This is a genomic window from Clostridium yunnanense, from assembly GCF_016595795.1.
GTDB lineage: Bacteria > Bacillota > Clostridia > Clostridiales > Clostridiaceae > Clostridium_AR > Clostridium_AR yunnanense.
In genome coordinates this window covers 119,068-134,725 of record NZ_JAENHN010000048.1, presented here as the reverse complement: position 1 = coordinate 134,725, position 15,658 = coordinate 119,068, and the positions used below count along the sequence as shown (strand labels likewise).

General features: G+C 31.3%; 14 protein-coding genes. 13 read left to right on the top strand and 1 reads right to left on the bottom strand.

Annotated features, from left to right (window positions below; genetic code table 11):
- Window positions 1–9 precede the first annotated feature (9 nt).
- The 10 genes from JHL18_RS17890 to JHL18_RS17845 all read left to right on the top strand — a co-directional run bounded on the left by JHL18_RS17890 (window position 10) and on the right by JHL18_RS17845 (window position 10,659).
- Entirely contained in the window at window positions 10–801 is a 792-nt protein-coding gene (locus tag JHL18_RS17890) for a polymer-forming cytoskeletal protein (protein WP_200271751.1), read from the top strand.
- Window positions 802–905: 104 nt separating this feature from the next.
- Window positions 906–2,204, top strand: coding sequence for an MFS transporter (locus JHL18_RS17885; protein WP_200271749.1), 1,299 nt, complete (start codon window positions 906–908; stop codon window positions 2,202–2,204).
- A gap of 179 nt (window positions 2,205–2,383) precedes the next feature.
- On the top strand, window positions 2,384–3,382 hold the full coding sequence (locus tag JHL18_RS17880; protein ID WP_200271747.1) for an ABC transporter ATP-binding protein: 999 nt from the start codon (window positions 2,384–2,386) through the stop codon (window positions 3,380–3,382).
- 10 nt (window positions 3,383–3,392) lie between these two features.
- Window positions 3,393–4,217: an ABC transporter permease gene (locus tag JHL18_RS17875; RefSeq protein ID WP_200271745.1), complete on the top strand. Its 825-nt coding sequence runs from the start codon at window positions 3,393–3,395 to the stop codon at window positions 4,215–4,217.
- Window positions 4,218–4,229: 12 nt separating this feature from the next.
- Window positions 4,230–5,054: an ABC transporter permease gene (locus JHL18_RS17870; RefSeq protein ID WP_200271743.1), complete on the top strand. Its 825-nt coding sequence runs from the start codon at window positions 4,230–4,232 to the stop codon at window positions 5,052–5,054.
- Between the two features lie 422 nt (window positions 5,055–5,476).
- Window positions 5,477–6,826 carry a phosphoglucosamine mutase gene (gene glmM, locus JHL18_RS17865; RefSeq protein WP_200271741.1) on the top strand — a complete coding sequence of 450 codons (1,350 nt, stop codon included), beginning with the start codon at window positions 5,477–5,479 and terminating at the stop codon, window positions 6,824–6,826.
- A gap of 210 nt (window positions 6,827–7,036) precedes the next feature.
- Window positions 7,037–8,491 (top strand): DUF5050 domain-containing protein, encoded by a 1,455-nt coding sequence (locus tag JHL18_RS17860; protein WP_200271739.1) that lies wholly within the window; start codon window positions 7,037–7,039, stop codon window positions 8,489–8,491.
- Between the two features lie 31 nt (window positions 8,492–8,522).
- Window positions 8,523–8,984 carry a peptide-methionine (R)-S-oxide reductase MsrB gene (msrB, locus tag JHL18_RS17855; RefSeq protein ID WP_200271737.1) on the top strand — a complete coding sequence of 154 codons (462 nt, stop codon included), beginning with the start codon at window positions 8,523–8,525 and terminating at the stop codon, window positions 8,982–8,984.
- Between the two features lie 472 nt (window positions 8,985–9,456).
- Window positions 9,457–9,618: a hypothetical protein gene (locus JHL18_RS17850; RefSeq protein WP_200271735.1), complete on the top strand. Its 162-nt coding sequence runs from the start codon at window positions 9,457–9,459 to the stop codon at window positions 9,616–9,618.
- 441 nt (window positions 9,619–10,059) lie between these two features.
- The gene (locus JHL18_RS17845; protein WP_200271733.1) at window positions 10,060–10,659 is read left to right on the top strand and encodes a nitroreductase family protein; all 600 of its coding nucleotides are present in this window, start codon (window positions 10,060–10,062) and stop codon (window positions 10,657–10,659) included.
- Window positions 10,660–10,845: 186 nt separating this feature from the next.
- Here the strand turns inward: JHL18_RS17845 and JHL18_RS17840 are convergent, their stop codons facing one another.
- Window positions 10,846–11,049 (bottom strand): hypothetical protein, encoded by a 204-nt coding sequence (locus tag JHL18_RS17840; protein WP_200271731.1) that lies wholly within the window; start codon window positions 11,047–11,049, stop codon window positions 10,846–10,848.
- A 316-nt stretch (window positions 11,050–11,365) separates the two neighbouring features.
- Between JHL18_RS17840 and JHL18_RS17835 the strand changes: the two genes are divergently transcribed.
- The 3 genes from JHL18_RS17835 to JHL18_RS17825 all read left to right on the top strand — a co-directional run bounded on the left by JHL18_RS17835 (window position 11,366) and on the right by JHL18_RS17825 (window position 15,448).
- A complete protein-coding gene (locus tag JHL18_RS17835) occupies window positions 11,366–12,787 on the top strand; it encodes a glycoside hydrolase family 1 protein (protein ID WP_200271729.1) in 1,422 nt (473 codons plus the stop codon).
- Between the two features lie 73 nt (window positions 12,788–12,860).
- Window positions 12,861–13,700: a Cof-type HAD-IIB family hydrolase gene (locus JHL18_RS17830; RefSeq protein ID WP_200271727.1), complete on the top strand. Its 840-nt coding sequence runs from the start codon at window positions 12,861–12,863 to the stop codon at window positions 13,698–13,700.
- 197 nt (window positions 13,701–13,897) lie between these two features.
- Window positions 13,898–15,448, top strand: coding sequence for a nitrite/sulfite reductase (locus tag JHL18_RS17825; protein WP_200271725.1), 1,551 nt, complete (start codon window positions 13,898–13,900; stop codon window positions 15,446–15,448).
- The last annotated feature ends 210 nt before the right edge of the window (window positions 15,449–15,658 follow it).

The window sequence follows — 15,658 nt, the reverse complement described above, 5'->3', positions numbered from 1 at the left end:
AGTTTAATAATGGAGAGAAGTTATTATAGTGATAGATCAGATTTAAAGATATCAGGATCAGGTAAGTTTGGCGGAGGAAAGTTTAATTCCGTAAAGATTAGTGGTGCAGGTGAGATCAATGGTGATTTAGATTGTGTTGATTTTAAATGTTCAGGTTCATCTAATGTTGTTGGAGATGTTCTATGTCAGGAGTTTAAAATAAGTGGAGATGCATCGATAAAAGGAGATGTAAAAAGTTCATTATTTTCAGTATCAGGATCTTCATCTATTAATGGTAATATAACTAGCGATGAGATGAAGATCAGTGGAGATTCAAAAATAGGTGGAGACTTATCTGTAGGACAGTTAAAAATATCAGGAGATTCTAAAGTTGGCGGCAATTTAAAAGGTGATAATATAAAGATATTTGGTGGAGTAAGAATAGGTGGTAATTGTGAAGCAGAACATTTTACCTGCTATGGTGCATTTAATATTGGTGAGATGCTAAATGCAGAAAAGATTGAAATAAATCCAGGTGGAGAATGTAAAACTAATGAAATCGGAGGAAAGGAAATCGAAGTGAGACTTAGATCCAAGGATTCCTTTGTTATGAGTTTTATAAGATTTGCTTCTTTTAGCAAAAGTAGACTAATATGTGATTCCATAGAAGGAGATAACATATATCTTGAGGCAACTAAAGCTAGTATTGTAAGAGGCAAAAATATAACTATTGGTGAAAGATGTGAGATAGATACAGTAGAATACAGTGAAGATATAACGATTTTAGATGGAGCAATTGTAAAAAATCAGATTAAAATATAATTTGGGTAATATACAGTGTTAAAAATAAGAGAGACTATTTATACGAAGGTAGAATCTCTTGGATGTGATAATGTTTTAATAGTTATTAAATAGGAGAAAGCGTTATGAGTGAAGAAATAAAAGAAATTCAATATTCCAATACTACAGATGAAGGTGCTCCTAAAAGCACAGAAAAACTTTGGAATAAAAACTTCTTTTTACTTTGGCAAGGGCAGCTTGTGTCTTGTTTCGGAGATGCAATTTATGAAATTGCATTAGGGTTTTGGGTTTTGGCAGTTACTGGGTCCTCAGCTCTTATGGGGACCATCATGGCTGCTACAATGATTCCAAGAGTTCTAATATCTCCTTTTGCAGGTGTGTGGGTTGATAGAGCAAACAGAAAACTAATAATTATATTAGCAGATTTAATACGAGGTGCAGCAGTTGTATTAGTTGGATTTGCTATATATAAGGGAATAGGTTCGGTGTGGATGCTATTGATTGCTGGCATAATACTTGGAATATGTTCAGCATTTTTCGGACCAAGTATAAGCTCAGTGCTACCAGACTTAGTGCCGAAGGAAAAATTACTACAAGCAAATTCTAGTTATCAAATGTCCAATACAGGTGCCAATTTGGTTGGAACAATGGCAGGAGGAGCAATATTTTCACTTCTAGGAGCTCCGATAATGTTTTTATTAAATGGATTTTCATATCTTTTCTCTGGTTTTATGGAGATATTCTTAAAGGTTCCCACGGTTGTTCATAAAAAAGAAAAATCTAATTTTAAGGAAGATTTTATTGACGGACTTAAATTCTCAATTAAGTTCAAAGGTTTAAGAAATATTATCATATTAGCTTGTCTTATAAACTTTTTTGCACAAGTAGGGTTCATTCTTTTAATGCCTTATTTTAATTCAACACCTGGTTTAGATGCGAAAAAGTACGGCCTTGCTATGGGAATATTTACTCTAGGAATGATATCTGGAATGTTGACCTTATCTATAATAAAGATAGCACCCAAAAACAAATTTTTCGTTTTTCTGAGTAGTGGAATTATAAGTATGGCTATGGCTATGATTGCTCCTATTACTGAGAATATATATGCTATTTGTATATTGCTATTTATAACTGGAGCACTGAATGCTGTACTTAATACTTTGTTAAATACGACGGCACAGCTTATTATTCCGCAGGATATGAGAGGAAAAGTATTTGCTCTTATTGGTACCTTTACTCAAGCACTTTCTCCAATAGGTATGGTCATAGGAGGATTACTCGGAGCAATATTAGGAGCTAAGCAGGTTATTTGTGGAAGCTTCGCAGCAACTCTTTTATTTATTATAAGTTTTGCATTTATGAAATCTGTAAAAAAGGTTATCAATTATGATCCGGAAAAGCAAGCAATAGATGATATAATGTAGTTATAGATAAACTATTTTTAAATAAAATCTATATCTGATAATCCTGTTACAATTAATAGTTAATAGAAATATCACTTAGTTTTATTAGATAGAACTGGATTATCTGTATAGGATAACAATTTAGAAATATAAATTGATACCGATGGTATCAATTTTTTTAGAAGGAGTGATGTAAAAAAATGCAAAAAGTGGTTCAAGTTGAGAATGTAAGGAAAGTTTTCATATCTGTAAAAAAGAAATTTCTTAAGGTTATTGAGAAGAAAGAATTTATAGCGGTTGAAGGTGTATCCTTTGATATATATAAAGGTGAGATATTTGGGCTTTTAGGACCTAATGGAGCGGGAAAAACTACAACTATAAAAATGATTACAGGGCTTCTAAGACCTACGTCTGGAAGAGTACTAGTAAATGGAGTTGATGTGGAAAAAGATTCTTCTAAAGCATTAAGTCAGATAGGTACAGTACTTGCTGGAGATAGAAGTATTTACTGGAAACTTACAGCAAGAGAAAATTTAGAGTATTTTGCAGCTTTGTATGGATTTTCTAAAAAACAAGCTAAACTTAGGGCTGAAGAAATATTAAGAAAGTTAGATATAATCGAAAAAGCAGATGAAACAGTAGAAAAGTTTTCAACGGGTATGAAGCAAAAAGTTGCGCTTGGTAAAGCTCTAATCCCTGATGCACCAGTGGTTTTGCTAGATGAACCAACTCTAGGATTAGACCCTCAATCTGCATTAAATTTAAGGGAGATAATAACATCCCTTAAAAATGAAGGTAAGACTATACTTTTAACAACACACTATATGGAAGAAGCGGATTTTCTATGTGATAGAATTGCTATAGTTGATGGAGGAAAAATAATAACTTTAGATACACCAGATAACCTTAAAAAGACTATAAGTGATGTAAGAAGTATAAAGATTGAAGTTAATAGTATTTCTGATGAAATAACTTCTAAACTTAAAAAATTGGAAAATATAAAAAGTGCAACTGTAAGTTACATGGAAGAAAGAAATAGTTATGAAGTATTAATACATCATGATGAAAAAGAAAATATAGTTCAAGAAATAATAGACTTCCTTGGGGTAAATAGGATATCAATAAGAAGTATGAATGTTGTTATACCATCCTTAGAAGATGTGTTTATACATCTTACAGGAAAGAAACTTAGGGATTAGGAGTGAGGTTATGAATAGAATACGAACTATTCTTGCTGTAGGAAGGAAGGAGTTTACTGAAGTCACAAGGTATAAAGACTGGATACCTGGGCTTATAATATGGCCCCTTATGTTTCCTATAATATATATATTAAGTGCAGTTGGACTTTCTGGACCAGATCAAGGAGGACTTAATACCTTTAAAGAGATAGCAGGAACTACTAATTACACTGCTTTTATAGCGGTAGGAGTTATGGTATACATGTGGGTTAATACTATGATGTGGACTTTCGGAACATTTTTAAGACAAGAACAGAGAAGAGGAACTCTAGAGTCTTTATGGCTTTGTCCAATAAAAAAGATTGATATACTAATTGGTGGAGCCTTAGTAAATATATTTATAGGATTTACTTATATATTTGTAAGTATGGTTGAGTATACCTTTATTTATAGAATGAATTTTTCAGGTAATTTATTAGAATGGCTGGCTATATTTATTGTTATGATTCCAGGGGTAATTGGATTTGGAATGATATTTGCAAGTCTTGTACTTTGGCTTAAGGATGCTAATATAGCAGTGCAACTAGTGAGAGGCTTGGTTATGATACTGTGTGGAATATCCTTTCCTATTAGTGTTATGCCTGAATGGATGCAAGCCTTATCTAAAGTTTTTCCATTTACTTATGGGATTGAAGCTGCTAGAAAAGTAATGGTTGAAGGTGAAGGGATAAAATCAGCATTGAATCAGATAGTAACATGTCTAATAGTAAGTTTGATATATCTTATAATAGGAAGATTAGTTTTTGTTTTAGTAGAGAGAAAAGTAAAGATGGAGGGGTCTTTAGAAAGGTTTTAGGGAGGTGTTAACTTGGAGTTAAAAAAAGTTATGAGAGTTATTAGAGCACGTTTTATAATGAAAGCTAAAATATATTTTAGGTATCCGCTAAATATATTTTTCTTTATAGTAGATCCAATAATATGGTTAAGCCCGTTTTATTTTATGTCTAAAGTCTTTTCTAATGGAAATAGCTTAAGTGGATTTCAAGCATATACTGGAAGTTCTGATTATATGGGCTTTCTAGTAATTGGATTTATGATTTCCGCTTATAGTGGAGCAGCAATGTGGAGTGTTGGTTTTTCCATGAAGGATGAGATGATGGATGGAGTATTGGAATCTAACTGGACTGCTCCTGTTAATAGAACAATACTAGTTGTATCAAGTTCTATATTCGAATTTTTAAGATGTACAGTTGAAGTAGTTGTTACCGGTATAGTTTGTCACTTTTTATTTGGGTTTAATATAAATGGTAATATTATAAAAGCACTTTTATACATGTGTCCAGGAATTATATCATTAATTGGACTTGGTTTAATTATGGCAAGTTTAGTTCTGATATTAAAAAATGCCAATACCGTTGTAGATATATCAAATTCTCTTTTATCAGGATTTTCGGGAGGATATTTTCCCATTCAAATATTTCCTAAATATTTATTACCAATAGCTTTTGCTATTCCGCTAACATACCTTAATGATAGTGTTAGAGCAATACTTGTAGGACAAAAGTCTATTATTGACCTTAGAATGCAATTCGTAATACTATGTGGATTCATGTTTGTATTGCTTTGGCTTGGATATTTTATCTTTATGAAGGTTGAGGGGAAATGTAGAGAAAGAGGGCTATCTGGATATTAAAGGGAGAAATAAAAAGTTTAGAGAGAATTTTGTTTAAAAATTAAACGTATTGTAATTTCTTCGTTGTTGATTAATTGTAGTAACATTCATATAATATACACTAGGGGCTATTTATAGCCTGTTTGTCAAATTAAACAGTTATGTGTTTAAGCATAACTTTAATTTGATAAAATAAGTCATATATAGAGTTCCAAGTTCAACTATTAATTTATACATGTGCTAAGGTTTTTAGAAGTAGAAGTTTTAGAATAAGTGTAAATTAAGTTTTTAATAAAAGAACTCTTTAAAGATTAACTACTTCAATGTAAAAAAATTTTCAAAACTCGCACCGTTTTTTTGAAATGGTTTGAAAATATAAATTTAAGTATGAAGGAAGTTATCTGTACAAAAAAGTAAAAATGCAAAAGTGAGGTATATATTATATGGGAAGAATGTTTGGAACTGATGGAGTTAGAGGTATAGCTAATACTGAGCTTACTGCACTTACAGCTTATAACTTAGGAAGAGCTGGGGCATATGTATTAACAGAGGGAACTCATAAACCTAAGATATTAGTTGGAAAGGATACAAGAATATCTTGTGATATGCTTGAATCGGCTTTAGTTGCAGGGATATTATCAGTGGGAGCAGAAGCAGTAGCACTAGGAGTTGTACCTACTCCAGCAATAGCTTATTTAACAAGAGAATACGGAGCTGATGCTGGAATAATGATATCAGCATCCCATAATCCAGTAGAATACAATGGGATTAAGTTTTTTGATAATAAAGGGTATAAACTTCAAGATGAATTAGAGGATGAAATACAAAGAGTTATAGAAAGTAATTTTGAAGGGGTGCCAAGTCCTACAGGAGAAAATGTTGGAAGAAAAAGAAGAGAAGTTGGAGCTTTAGAAGATTATATAGAATTTGCAAAGCAAACAATAGCTTTTGACTTAGAAGGACTTAAAGTTGCTTTAGATTGTGCTAATGGTGCATGTTATTCTGCTGCTGTTCAAGCTTTTAGAGATCTTGGAGCAGATGTATTCGTTATAAATGATAATCCAGATGGAACCAACATAAATGAAAATTGTGGTTCAACTCATCCAGAAGAGCTAATGGATTATGTAATAAAAAAAGGTTGTGATGTAGGTTTTGCATTTGATGGAGATGCAGACAGATGCCTTGCAGTTGACGAGAAAGGTAAGCTTGTTAACGGGGACTTCGCAATGACTCTTTGTGCAAAACATTTGAAAGAACTAGGAAGATTAAAAGATGATACATTAGTAGTAACTGTAATGAGTAACTTAGGTCTTAAGTTAGCTTGTGAAAGAGAAGGAATAAAAACAATAGACACTAAAGTTGGAGATAGATATGTTCTTGAGGAAATGGTTAAGAGTGGATATGTACTTGGTGGAGAACAATCTGGGCATATTATATTCTTAGACTTCAATACTACAGGTGATGGTCTAGTTACTGCACTTCAAATGGCTTCAATAGTGAAGAAAAGCGGTAAGACTTTAAGTGAACTAGCATCTATAATGCATGAATTACCACAAGTTCTTGCAAATGCAAAGATTCCTAATGAAAAGAAGAATATACATGAAGAAGATGAAGAAATAAAGAATGAAATAAAGAAGATAGAAGAAGCTCTTCACGGCGTAGGAAGAGTTCTTATAAGACCTTCAGGTACAGAACCATTAGTAAGGGTTATGCTTGAAGGAGAGAACCAAGAAGAAATAGATAAAATGGCTCATGATTTAGCTAGATTAATTGAGCTAAAAGCTAATAATTAATATAAAAAGGTGTCCAGATTTTTGGGCACCTTTTTACTATTATGTTCTTTTTTATACAGTAATCCTTTCTAAAATATCTTAATAATATTGTACTCGGATTAAAGAATTTTGTTCCTTAAAGTTTATAAAAATAAGTTATGACTCTTATCCAGTAATAACCAAGCCTTTAGAAAAGTATAATAATAAGAAAGCTTTTTTGGAGGGAGTTTAATGGGGATGGATGAATCAAATAATGATGCAGAAGCAGAAAAGATAGAAAGCAAAAAAGGTTTAAAAAGGCCTATAATTATGTTGGTCTCTGCTTTAGTAGTATTAGTATTAATAGTTTCAATAGCTATGAACTTAAATAAGATAAAAACTTTTTACTACATAAAGAGGGCAGAGATGAATATGAACTCAAAAAAATATCAAGACACTATAGCTTATTGTGATAAGGTCCTTAAGATATCTGATAAAGATAATGAAGCTATACTAATGAAATCGCAAGCATTAGAAGGTAAAGCAGATATTGTGGGAGCAATAACTTTATTAAAGGATAATATAGAAAAGACAAGTGATAAAGAAGCTTTTAAGTCACGTATAGATGAAATAATAAACTCGCTAAAATTTAATAAAGAGAGCATAAAAATTTACGAAGGTCAAAGCCTAGTAATGCCAGATACAGTAAAGGCAATTACTATTAATAAAAAAGAAGTAGAATTTAAAGTAAAGTGGTTTGCTAAGCCTCTTACTACTGATACAGCAGGAACATATATATTAGGCGGAAATCTAGAGCTAATCAATAAACCTGTAGAGTGTAAGTTAGACATAGTAAAGTTTACAGGTAATACAGAAGGTAACATAAATAACAAATCTCATATGGTTCAAAAAGATAAAACTATTTATTTTGTAAATGGAGAAGATAATAATAATCTCTATAAAATGAATCTAGATGGAACAGATAAGAAAAAGTTGACTGATGTAAAAGAAGAAAAAAATCTTATAACTACATTTTATAATCTCAGGGTGATTGATGATGCTATAATAGGAACAAAACTAACTGGATATATAAACTCGGAGTATTATACTGAAGTTTTTAGAGTAAATAGTAATGGAGAGAATTATAAAGTTCTATCTCAAGGAAAATACGCAGATATACTTGATGTAAATAACAAAGAGATTTTTTACAAAGAATACTATCCAGATAGCTCAACAGAAAAGTATTTTCAATATGAAATTGTAAGTGATAAAAGCTCAAGTATAGATTATGATTATTTAAAATCAAGAAGCTTAAATACTGGCGAAATATTAATAAAAAATCCCGAAGACAAAATGATACCTAAGTACTCTCAAGCCACTCAAAAATATCAGTATAGTTTTATGTTAAATGATAAAGATATAAATTATAACTACTTTAGTCATCCAACAGGTGAATTACACATGAAGGATATAGATACTAAGGAGGATAAAGTATTAGAGAAAGACGTTATATGTGTTAATATAGCAGATAGTAAGATATATTACTCTAATAATGAAGGCATATATGTAATTGATGAGGTTGATTCGTCAAAGAAGAAATTAGTAGATGCAAAAGGTGTTACAGATGTGAACGTATGTGATAGGTATTTAACCTACAGAGATATAAATACTAATTATATAAAATTAGTAGAGCTAAAGAGTAAATAAAAAATTAACATAGTTACAGGAGGGAAAGATTTTGGTAAATAATAAATACAAAAAAGAAAGTGATGAACAATTAAGAGAAAGATTGACTCCAATCCAATATGAAGTAACTCAAAATAATGGAACTGAAAGACCATTCACAAATGAATATGATATTAACGTAGAGGATGGTATATACGTTGATATCGTGTCTGGTGAACCTTTGTTTTCATCTAATGATAAGTATGACTCAGGCTGTGGATGGCCAGCATTCACGAAACCTATAAATAATGACTTCATAAAGGAAAAAGCTGATTTAACACATAATATGCGTAGAGTAGAAGTAAGGAGCGCAGATGCGGATTCACATTTAGGGCATGTATTTACGGATGGTCCAGAAGCAGAAGGTGGTCTTAGATATTGTATTAATTCTGCAGCTTTGAGATTTATTCCTAAAGAAAAATTAGTAGAAGAAGGATATGCTGAATATTTAACTTTATTTAATAAAATTATATAAATTTTTGATAGCCATTAAAGTTATGTCGCCTGTAAGATTGTTTCATACGTTCAGAAAAGGCAGATGCGTAAAAAAATCGTTGAAGGATAGCTCTTCAACGATTTTTTCTTTGTAATTTTAATGAATTAATAAATTTCAATGAAACAGAGTTGAAAATAAAAATAGTGTGCTAAAATTTAATTACAAAAGAAAAAGGTTCAATAAATGTGAGATTTACATATTATTAATAGAGAGGGGGTCATGTGAATTAAGAAATATTATTAGAATAAAACTTAAATTCGAAACTTTTTATAAAAATAAAGCGCCAGGACTTAATGGAATCGAAAAATCTTTAAGTTGACGAGGATGGGAAGTATCGAGTTTTCGGCGGATGTCCCACGGTATTGCACTACCGAGAAAGATTGGTAAAGCTAAGATATATTAGTTCAAATTCAATCAGGTGTGATTTTATTAAAATTTAGAGGTGTTATTAATGAGTGAATTAGAAAGATTATTAAGTGAATATAAAGAAACGGAAAAATGTATTGAACTAGGTATGGAATACTTAAAGGATAAGGATTATGCACGAGGAAAACTTGATTTAGTAAGAGTTATAATTGCTGATCTAGAAAGATTATCTTCTATAGCTGAATAATTAGGACAAAGATAGTGAATACAGTAAAAGATAAAATTATGTCGCCTGCCAAATTTTCCTCATGTTCATTCGGAAAGGCAGATGCGCAAAAAAGCTCACTGAAGAAGGTCGCTTCAGTGACTTTTTTATAGTTTAAAAGCAATAAAAAGAGAATATAAAAGCATAAGAATAGATAAGATGAATATAGTACACCATAGAAACATAAAAGATATAGTATAGATCTTTTATGTTTTTCATTTTTATTTTTATTAATAGGTTATGGTGCAAAACGTATAAAAAGTTTTATGAAAATACTTGACTATTGAGAATTATAATCATATAATTTAAATATACCAAGTTACAATAAGTTAGTTAATAACAATAGTATATTAAAATTTTATTTAAGAAAATAAAAAAATAGTAGAATATAAAATATATAATTTTAATCGGAGGTAATAGAAAATGGAAAAGAATTTTTATGATGCAATAGAACTTAGAAGATCATATTATGGAATTAGTAAAGAGGCAGTAGTTTCTGATGATAAAATCAAAGAAGTAGTTGAAAAAGCAGTAAAATATGTACCATCAGCATTTAACTCACAAAGTGCAAGAGTAGTCTTATTATTAGGAGGTCAGCATGATAGGCTGTGGGATATTACAAAAGAAGCTTTAAGAAAAGTAGTTCCCGCTGATCAATTCGGTTCTACTGAAGAGAAAATCAACTCATTTAGAAATGGATACGGAACAGTTTTATTCTTTGAAGATAATAGTGTAGTTGAATCATTACAAAAGCAATTTGCTCTATACAAAGATAACTTCCCAGTTTGGTCACAGCAAGCAAGTGGAATGCACCAATTTGTTGTATGGACAGGATTAGAGCTAGAAGGTTTTGGAGCTTCCTTGCAACACTACAATGAACTTATAGAAGAGGATGTAAAAGCAGAATGGAGTATACCTAACAATTGGAAGCTTATCGGTCAAATGCCATTTGGAAAACCAACAGCAGAACCAGGTGAAAAGCAGTTCCAACCATTAGAAGAAAGAGTAAAGGTATTTAAATAATATATAGTTAAACCAGACATTCTTAACATAAAGTTTGCGAGGTATATGTGTAAACAAATCTAAGGGTACTAACCTAAGGATTTTTTATATAAAATATTGGGATATAAAATTACCTGCAGGGGTGTTTTATATCCCAAATTTATTTATTCAACAACAAACTTAAATATGTCACTTGTCCAATGATAATCATCCCATCCTCCAGCTATTTCCATCGAGTGGGGTATCCATCCAAACATGTTCTCCATGTACTGAAGAAATTTTTTCTTTATTATAAGTCAATATTACTTCTGGTGTAGTCAATGGAGTATGGGTGTTAGTATAGTTTAAAAATCCTAGGGTTATTACAACTAATGATAGAACTAGTATAGACAATACTTTAGCGTATCGCATAATATAAGCTCTCCTTATAAAGATTTTATGATGAGATTATTGAGCTAAACAAATGTGTTTATATATCTTATCATAATTTTAGATGAAAGGAATGCAATTTGTATAATACATTTTATATACGTAAAAATTTAAGAATAGTTCAAATAGATTTAGTAATTTATCGATTAATCTCTATGACTGAATGTTTTCAAAATTAGAAAAAATTCAGTCATATGAAAAGGTTATAATGTATGTATAGAATACTTTACATGTAGTAAACAACTAGAGATTTAATGTAATAGATAATAAAATTTTGAACTTTTAGGAGGTATTTTTTATGAAAATGAAAGAGGGCTTTTTATGGGGAGGAGCAACTGCTGCGAACCAATTCGAAGGTGGATGGAACAAAGGCGGCAAGGGTCCAAGCACTGCTGATATGATGACAGGTGGGACGCATACAAGTCCAAGAAGAATTACTCCTATTTTAGAAGAGGGAACATATTATCCGAGTCATGAAGCAATTGATTTCTATGGACATTATAAAGAAGATATAAAAATGTTTGGAGATATGGGATTTAAGACTTTTCGTATGTCAATTAACTGGACAAGAATATTTCCAAATGGGGATGAATTAGAGCCAAATGAGGAAGGCTTAAAGTTCTATGATGATGTATTTGATGAATTAAAGAAAAATGGAATTGAGCCATTAGTAACAATATCTCATTATGAAACTCCATTTGGACTTACTCAAAAGTATAATGGATGGGCAGGCAGAGAAGTTATAGAATGCTATGTAAGATATTGCGAAACAATTTTTAAAAGATATAAAGATAAGGTAAAGTACTGGCTTACTTTTAATGAGATAAATTGCTTAACTATTGATTTTGGAGCTTTCATGGGTGGTGGAGTATTAGTTAAAGAAGGAGAAGATTCTGCTAAGCTAAGATTCCAAGCACTACATCATCAATTTGTAGCCAGTGCAAAGGCAGTGAAATTAGGACATGAAATCAATCCTGATTTTAAGATTGGATGTATGATAGCATATATGACTCTTTATCCACTTACTTGTAATCCAGATGATATATTATTAGCACAAAAGGCAGATCAAATACAAAACATGCTTTGTGGAGATGTTCAGGTGAGAGGATACTATCCAGGATTTGCGCTTCGTCATTTTGAAGAAAAGGGTATAGATATCAAAATGGAAGCTGGAGATTTAGATATACTTAAAGAAGGTACTGTGGATTTCTATTCATTTAGTTATTATATGTCTAATGCAGTAAGTGCTGATCCAGCTAAACAAGAAGAAGCAAAAGGGAATTTACTAGGAGGGTTAAAGAATCCATACCTAAAGGCTTCTGATTGGGGATGGCAGATAGATCCTAAAGGATTAAGATGGACTTTGAATCATATTTACGATAGATATCAAATACCTGTAATGGTTGTTGAAAATGGATTAGGTGCAGTAGATGTAATCGAAGATGATGGTTCAATTAATGATGATTACAGAATTGATTACTTAAGAGATCATATAGTTGAAATGGAAGAAGCGGTTAAGGATGGTGTTGAACTTATGGGATACACTATGTGGGGCTGTATAGACCTAGTAAGTGCTTCTACTGGAGAAATGAAAAAACGCTATGGGTTCATCTATGTAGATAAAGACAATGATGGAAATGGTGATATGAGCAGAAGACCTAAGAAGAGCTTCTACTGGTATAAGAAAGTTATTGCTTCTAATGGAGAAGATTTAGTTTAATAGTATTTATATAAAGTAAATTAGAAGGTTGATGTAAAAGTTGACCTTCTTTTTATGTAAAGGGAGAAATAAAATGAGCAAGAAAGTAATATTTTTAGATGTTGATGGTACCTTAGTAAATGATAATGGAATTATCCCAGAAAGTGCAAAGTCCGCAGTAAAGGAAGCAAGGAAAAATGGTCATTATGTATTTTTGTGTACAGGCCGTTCGAAGGCAGAGCTTTTTGATCATATAATGGAAATTGGCTTTGATGGAGTTATAGCTGCTGCAGGTGGATATATTGAAATAGGAGGAGATGTACTATTTCATAAGAGAGTAGAAGATGATGATGTAAAACATCTAGTGACTTATTTCAATGACAATAATATAGATTTTTATCTAGAATCTAATGGTGGATTATATGCAAGTAAGAATTGTAAAAGTCATCTTAGAGAAATATTCTTTGGAGATCCTAATCTAGATTCTAAGCAAAGAGAAGAACTTGAGAAAGGATTGTCTCCTTTTATAGAGTGTTTAATAGAAGATGAGGATTTGTTTAGAAGTGATATTAATAAGATATCTTTCTTAGGTTCGGAGGTTTCAATAGAATTGATAAAACAAGAATTCGAAGGGAAGTTTAATGTTATTCAAACTTCTATCGCTGCTTTTGGAGAAAATAGTGGTGAGCTATCACTTCCTGGAATACATAAGGCTGTAGCGATAGAGATGCTTCTTGAACATCTAAATTTATCTAGAAAAGATTGCTATGCATATGGAGATGGTGTTAATGATTCTGAAATGCTTCAATTTGTAGAGTATGGTATAGCTATGGGAAATGCAAACGAAAAATTGAAAGAGATTGCATATGATATCACTGATACTCATGATGAAGGGGGGATTTACAATAGCTTTATAAAGCATAAGATTATTTAATCCTATTATTCTTATAAGGATACTTGAGTTGCATTGGTGCTTTACATAATGAGAGAAGAAGCTTTCATCCTGTTTTAAGTATTTAAATAGATTTATGATTAAATTCATAGTTTTACTTGAAATAGATATAGTAGTATACTTTTGTATAAGAATGTATAATCAGCAGAAATATAACTAAATTTATTGGGGTGAAATTTATGGAAAATTTAAAACAGCAATTAATAAGCGATATTGAGAATTTTAGAGAAGTGGGGCACAAGTTTTTAAAAGGTGAAATAAATAGGAATGATTTTAAGAAAACTTCAGGTGGCATGGGCGTATATGCTCACAGGAGTGGAACAGAATTTATGGTGAGACTAAGAACTTTTTCAGGAGTAATATCCACTGATAAGCTTCAATTAATATATGATTTCGCAAGCAAATATAATCTTGAGGGAATACATCTTACAACTAGACAGGCGATACAACTTCATGGTCTAGGAATAGATGATATATGTGAGATTATGTTAGCAGGACTAGAGGAAGGGATATATACTAGAGGCGCTGGTGGAAACTTTCCAAGAAATGTAGCACTTTCACCACTTTCAGGGGTTGATCCTGAGGAAGCTTTTGATGTAACTCCATATGCTATAAAAGTTAATGAACATTTTGTAAGTAAGATAAGAAGCTATAAATTGCCTAGAAAACTTAAAGTTGCTTTTGCAAGCAGTAATGCAGATGAGGCGCATGCAACAGTTACGGATTTAGGATTCTTAGCAGTAAAAGAAAATAATAAAGAATACTTTAAATTATATATAGGTGGTGGAATCGGAAGAAATCCGAGACTAGCAGTACCATTTGATGAATTAGTTGAACCTAAGGATGTTTTATACCATGTTGAAGCTATAACTAATCTATTTATTGCAGAAGGTGATTATGAAAATCATGGCAAGGCCCGTATTAGATACATAGTTGAAAGAATGGGAGCTGAGCAATTTATAGAATGTTATAAGAAACATTTGGCACAAGTTAAGGAAACAGGGAACTTAGAATTAGATTTAGTGACTAAAGAAGTAGCAAAGCAAGGAATTAATACAGACTTAAATAGTCTTAGACTTTTTAAACAAAAACAAGAAGGATTGTATAGTGTGTACTTCCATCCAATAGGAGGACAATTAAAGTTATCAGTTTTAAAAATGTTCTTGGATGAACTAAAGAATATAGAGGAAACAGAAGTAAGACTTACTATGAATGAAGGTTTATATATTAGAAATCTTAACGGACAAGAAGCTGAAAGATTGATAGATCTTACAAAAGCATTAGGTGGAGAAACTAGATTAGAGCAATCAGTAGCTTGCATTGGTGTACCTACATGCCAAATAGGTATATTAAATGGGCAAAAAACCTTACATGAAATAATAGCTAAATTCAAGAAAGAAGGCTTAACTGAAGATATATTACCAAAAGTTCATATATCAGGATGTCCGAATTCCTGTGGAGTACATGAGATTGGAACTATAGGTTTTCAAGGTAAGATGAAGAGAATAAATAATGAGTCTAAAAATGTATTTGAGCTTAATGTTAAGGGTGCATTAGGTGAAGGCATTACTAGATTAGGTGATTCCTATGGAGATATACTTCAAGATGAAGTTCCACAATTTTTATTTGAATTAGCAAAAACTATAAAAGAAGAGAATCTAGAATTTATTAATTGGTTAGAGAAAAATGAAGAGAATTTTAAACAATTAGTAGGAAAGTTTACAGTTTAAGAATAAATCTTATAACATCAAAGTTAAATAATATAATAATTAGTTTAGGATATATTTAAGAATATTATTGAAATTAAGTGGTTATACAGGAGATGCTCTATGAGCGAGCTATTAGAATTAAATGATTTTTTTAGATGGAATGACGCTCCCAAACTGTACTGTTCGAACGTAGTGAGTTTACAGTTTTAGCCATGGAATATGAAAAAATCA

Bases quoted from the DNA above. Each gene is read 5' to 3' on its own strand.
- JHL18_RS17890 (WP_200271751.1), top strand. From the start codon at position 10: ATGGAGAGAAGTTATTATAGTGATAGATCAGATTTAAAGATATCAGGA.
- JHL18_RS17885 (WP_200271749.1), top strand. From the start codon at position 906: ATGAGTGAAGAAATAAAAGAAATTCAATATTCCAATACTACAGATGAA.
- JHL18_RS17880 (WP_200271747.1), top strand. From the start codon at position 2,384: ATGCAAAAAGTGGTTCAAGTTGAGAATGTAAGGAAAGTTTTCATATCT.
- JHL18_RS17875 (WP_200271745.1), top strand. From the start codon at position 3,393: ATGAATAGAATACGAACTATTCTTGCTGTAGGAAGGAAGGAGTTTACT.
- glmM (WP_200271741.1), top strand. From the start codon at position 5,477: ATGGGAAGAATGTTTGGAACTGATGGAGTTAGAGGTATAGCTAATACT.
- JHL18_RS17860 (WP_200271739.1), top strand. From the start codon at position 7,037: ATGGGGATGGATGAATCAAATAATGATGCAGAAGCAGAAAAGATAGAA.
- JHL18_RS17850 (WP_200271735.1), top strand. From the start codon at position 9,457: ATGAGTGAATTAGAAAGATTATTAAGTGAATATAAAGAAACGGAAAAA.
- JHL18_RS17845 (WP_200271733.1), top strand. From the start codon at position 10,060: ATGGAAAAGAATTTTTATGATGCAATAGAACTTAGAAGATCATATTAT.
- JHL18_RS17840 (WP_200271731.1), bottom strand. From the start codon at position 11,049: ATGCGATACGCTAAAGTATTGTCTATACTAGTTCTATCATTAGTTGTA.
- JHL18_RS17835 (WP_200271729.1), top strand. From the start codon at position 11,366: ATGAAAATGAAAGAGGGCTTTTTATGGGGAGGAGCAACTGCTGCGAAC.
- JHL18_RS17830 (WP_200271727.1), top strand. From the start codon at position 12,861: ATGAGCAAGAAAGTAATATTTTTAGATGTTGATGGTACCTTAGTAAAT.
- JHL18_RS17825 (WP_200271725.1), top strand. From the start codon at position 13,898: ATGGAAAATTTAAAACAGCAATTAATAAGCGATATTGAGAATTTTAGA.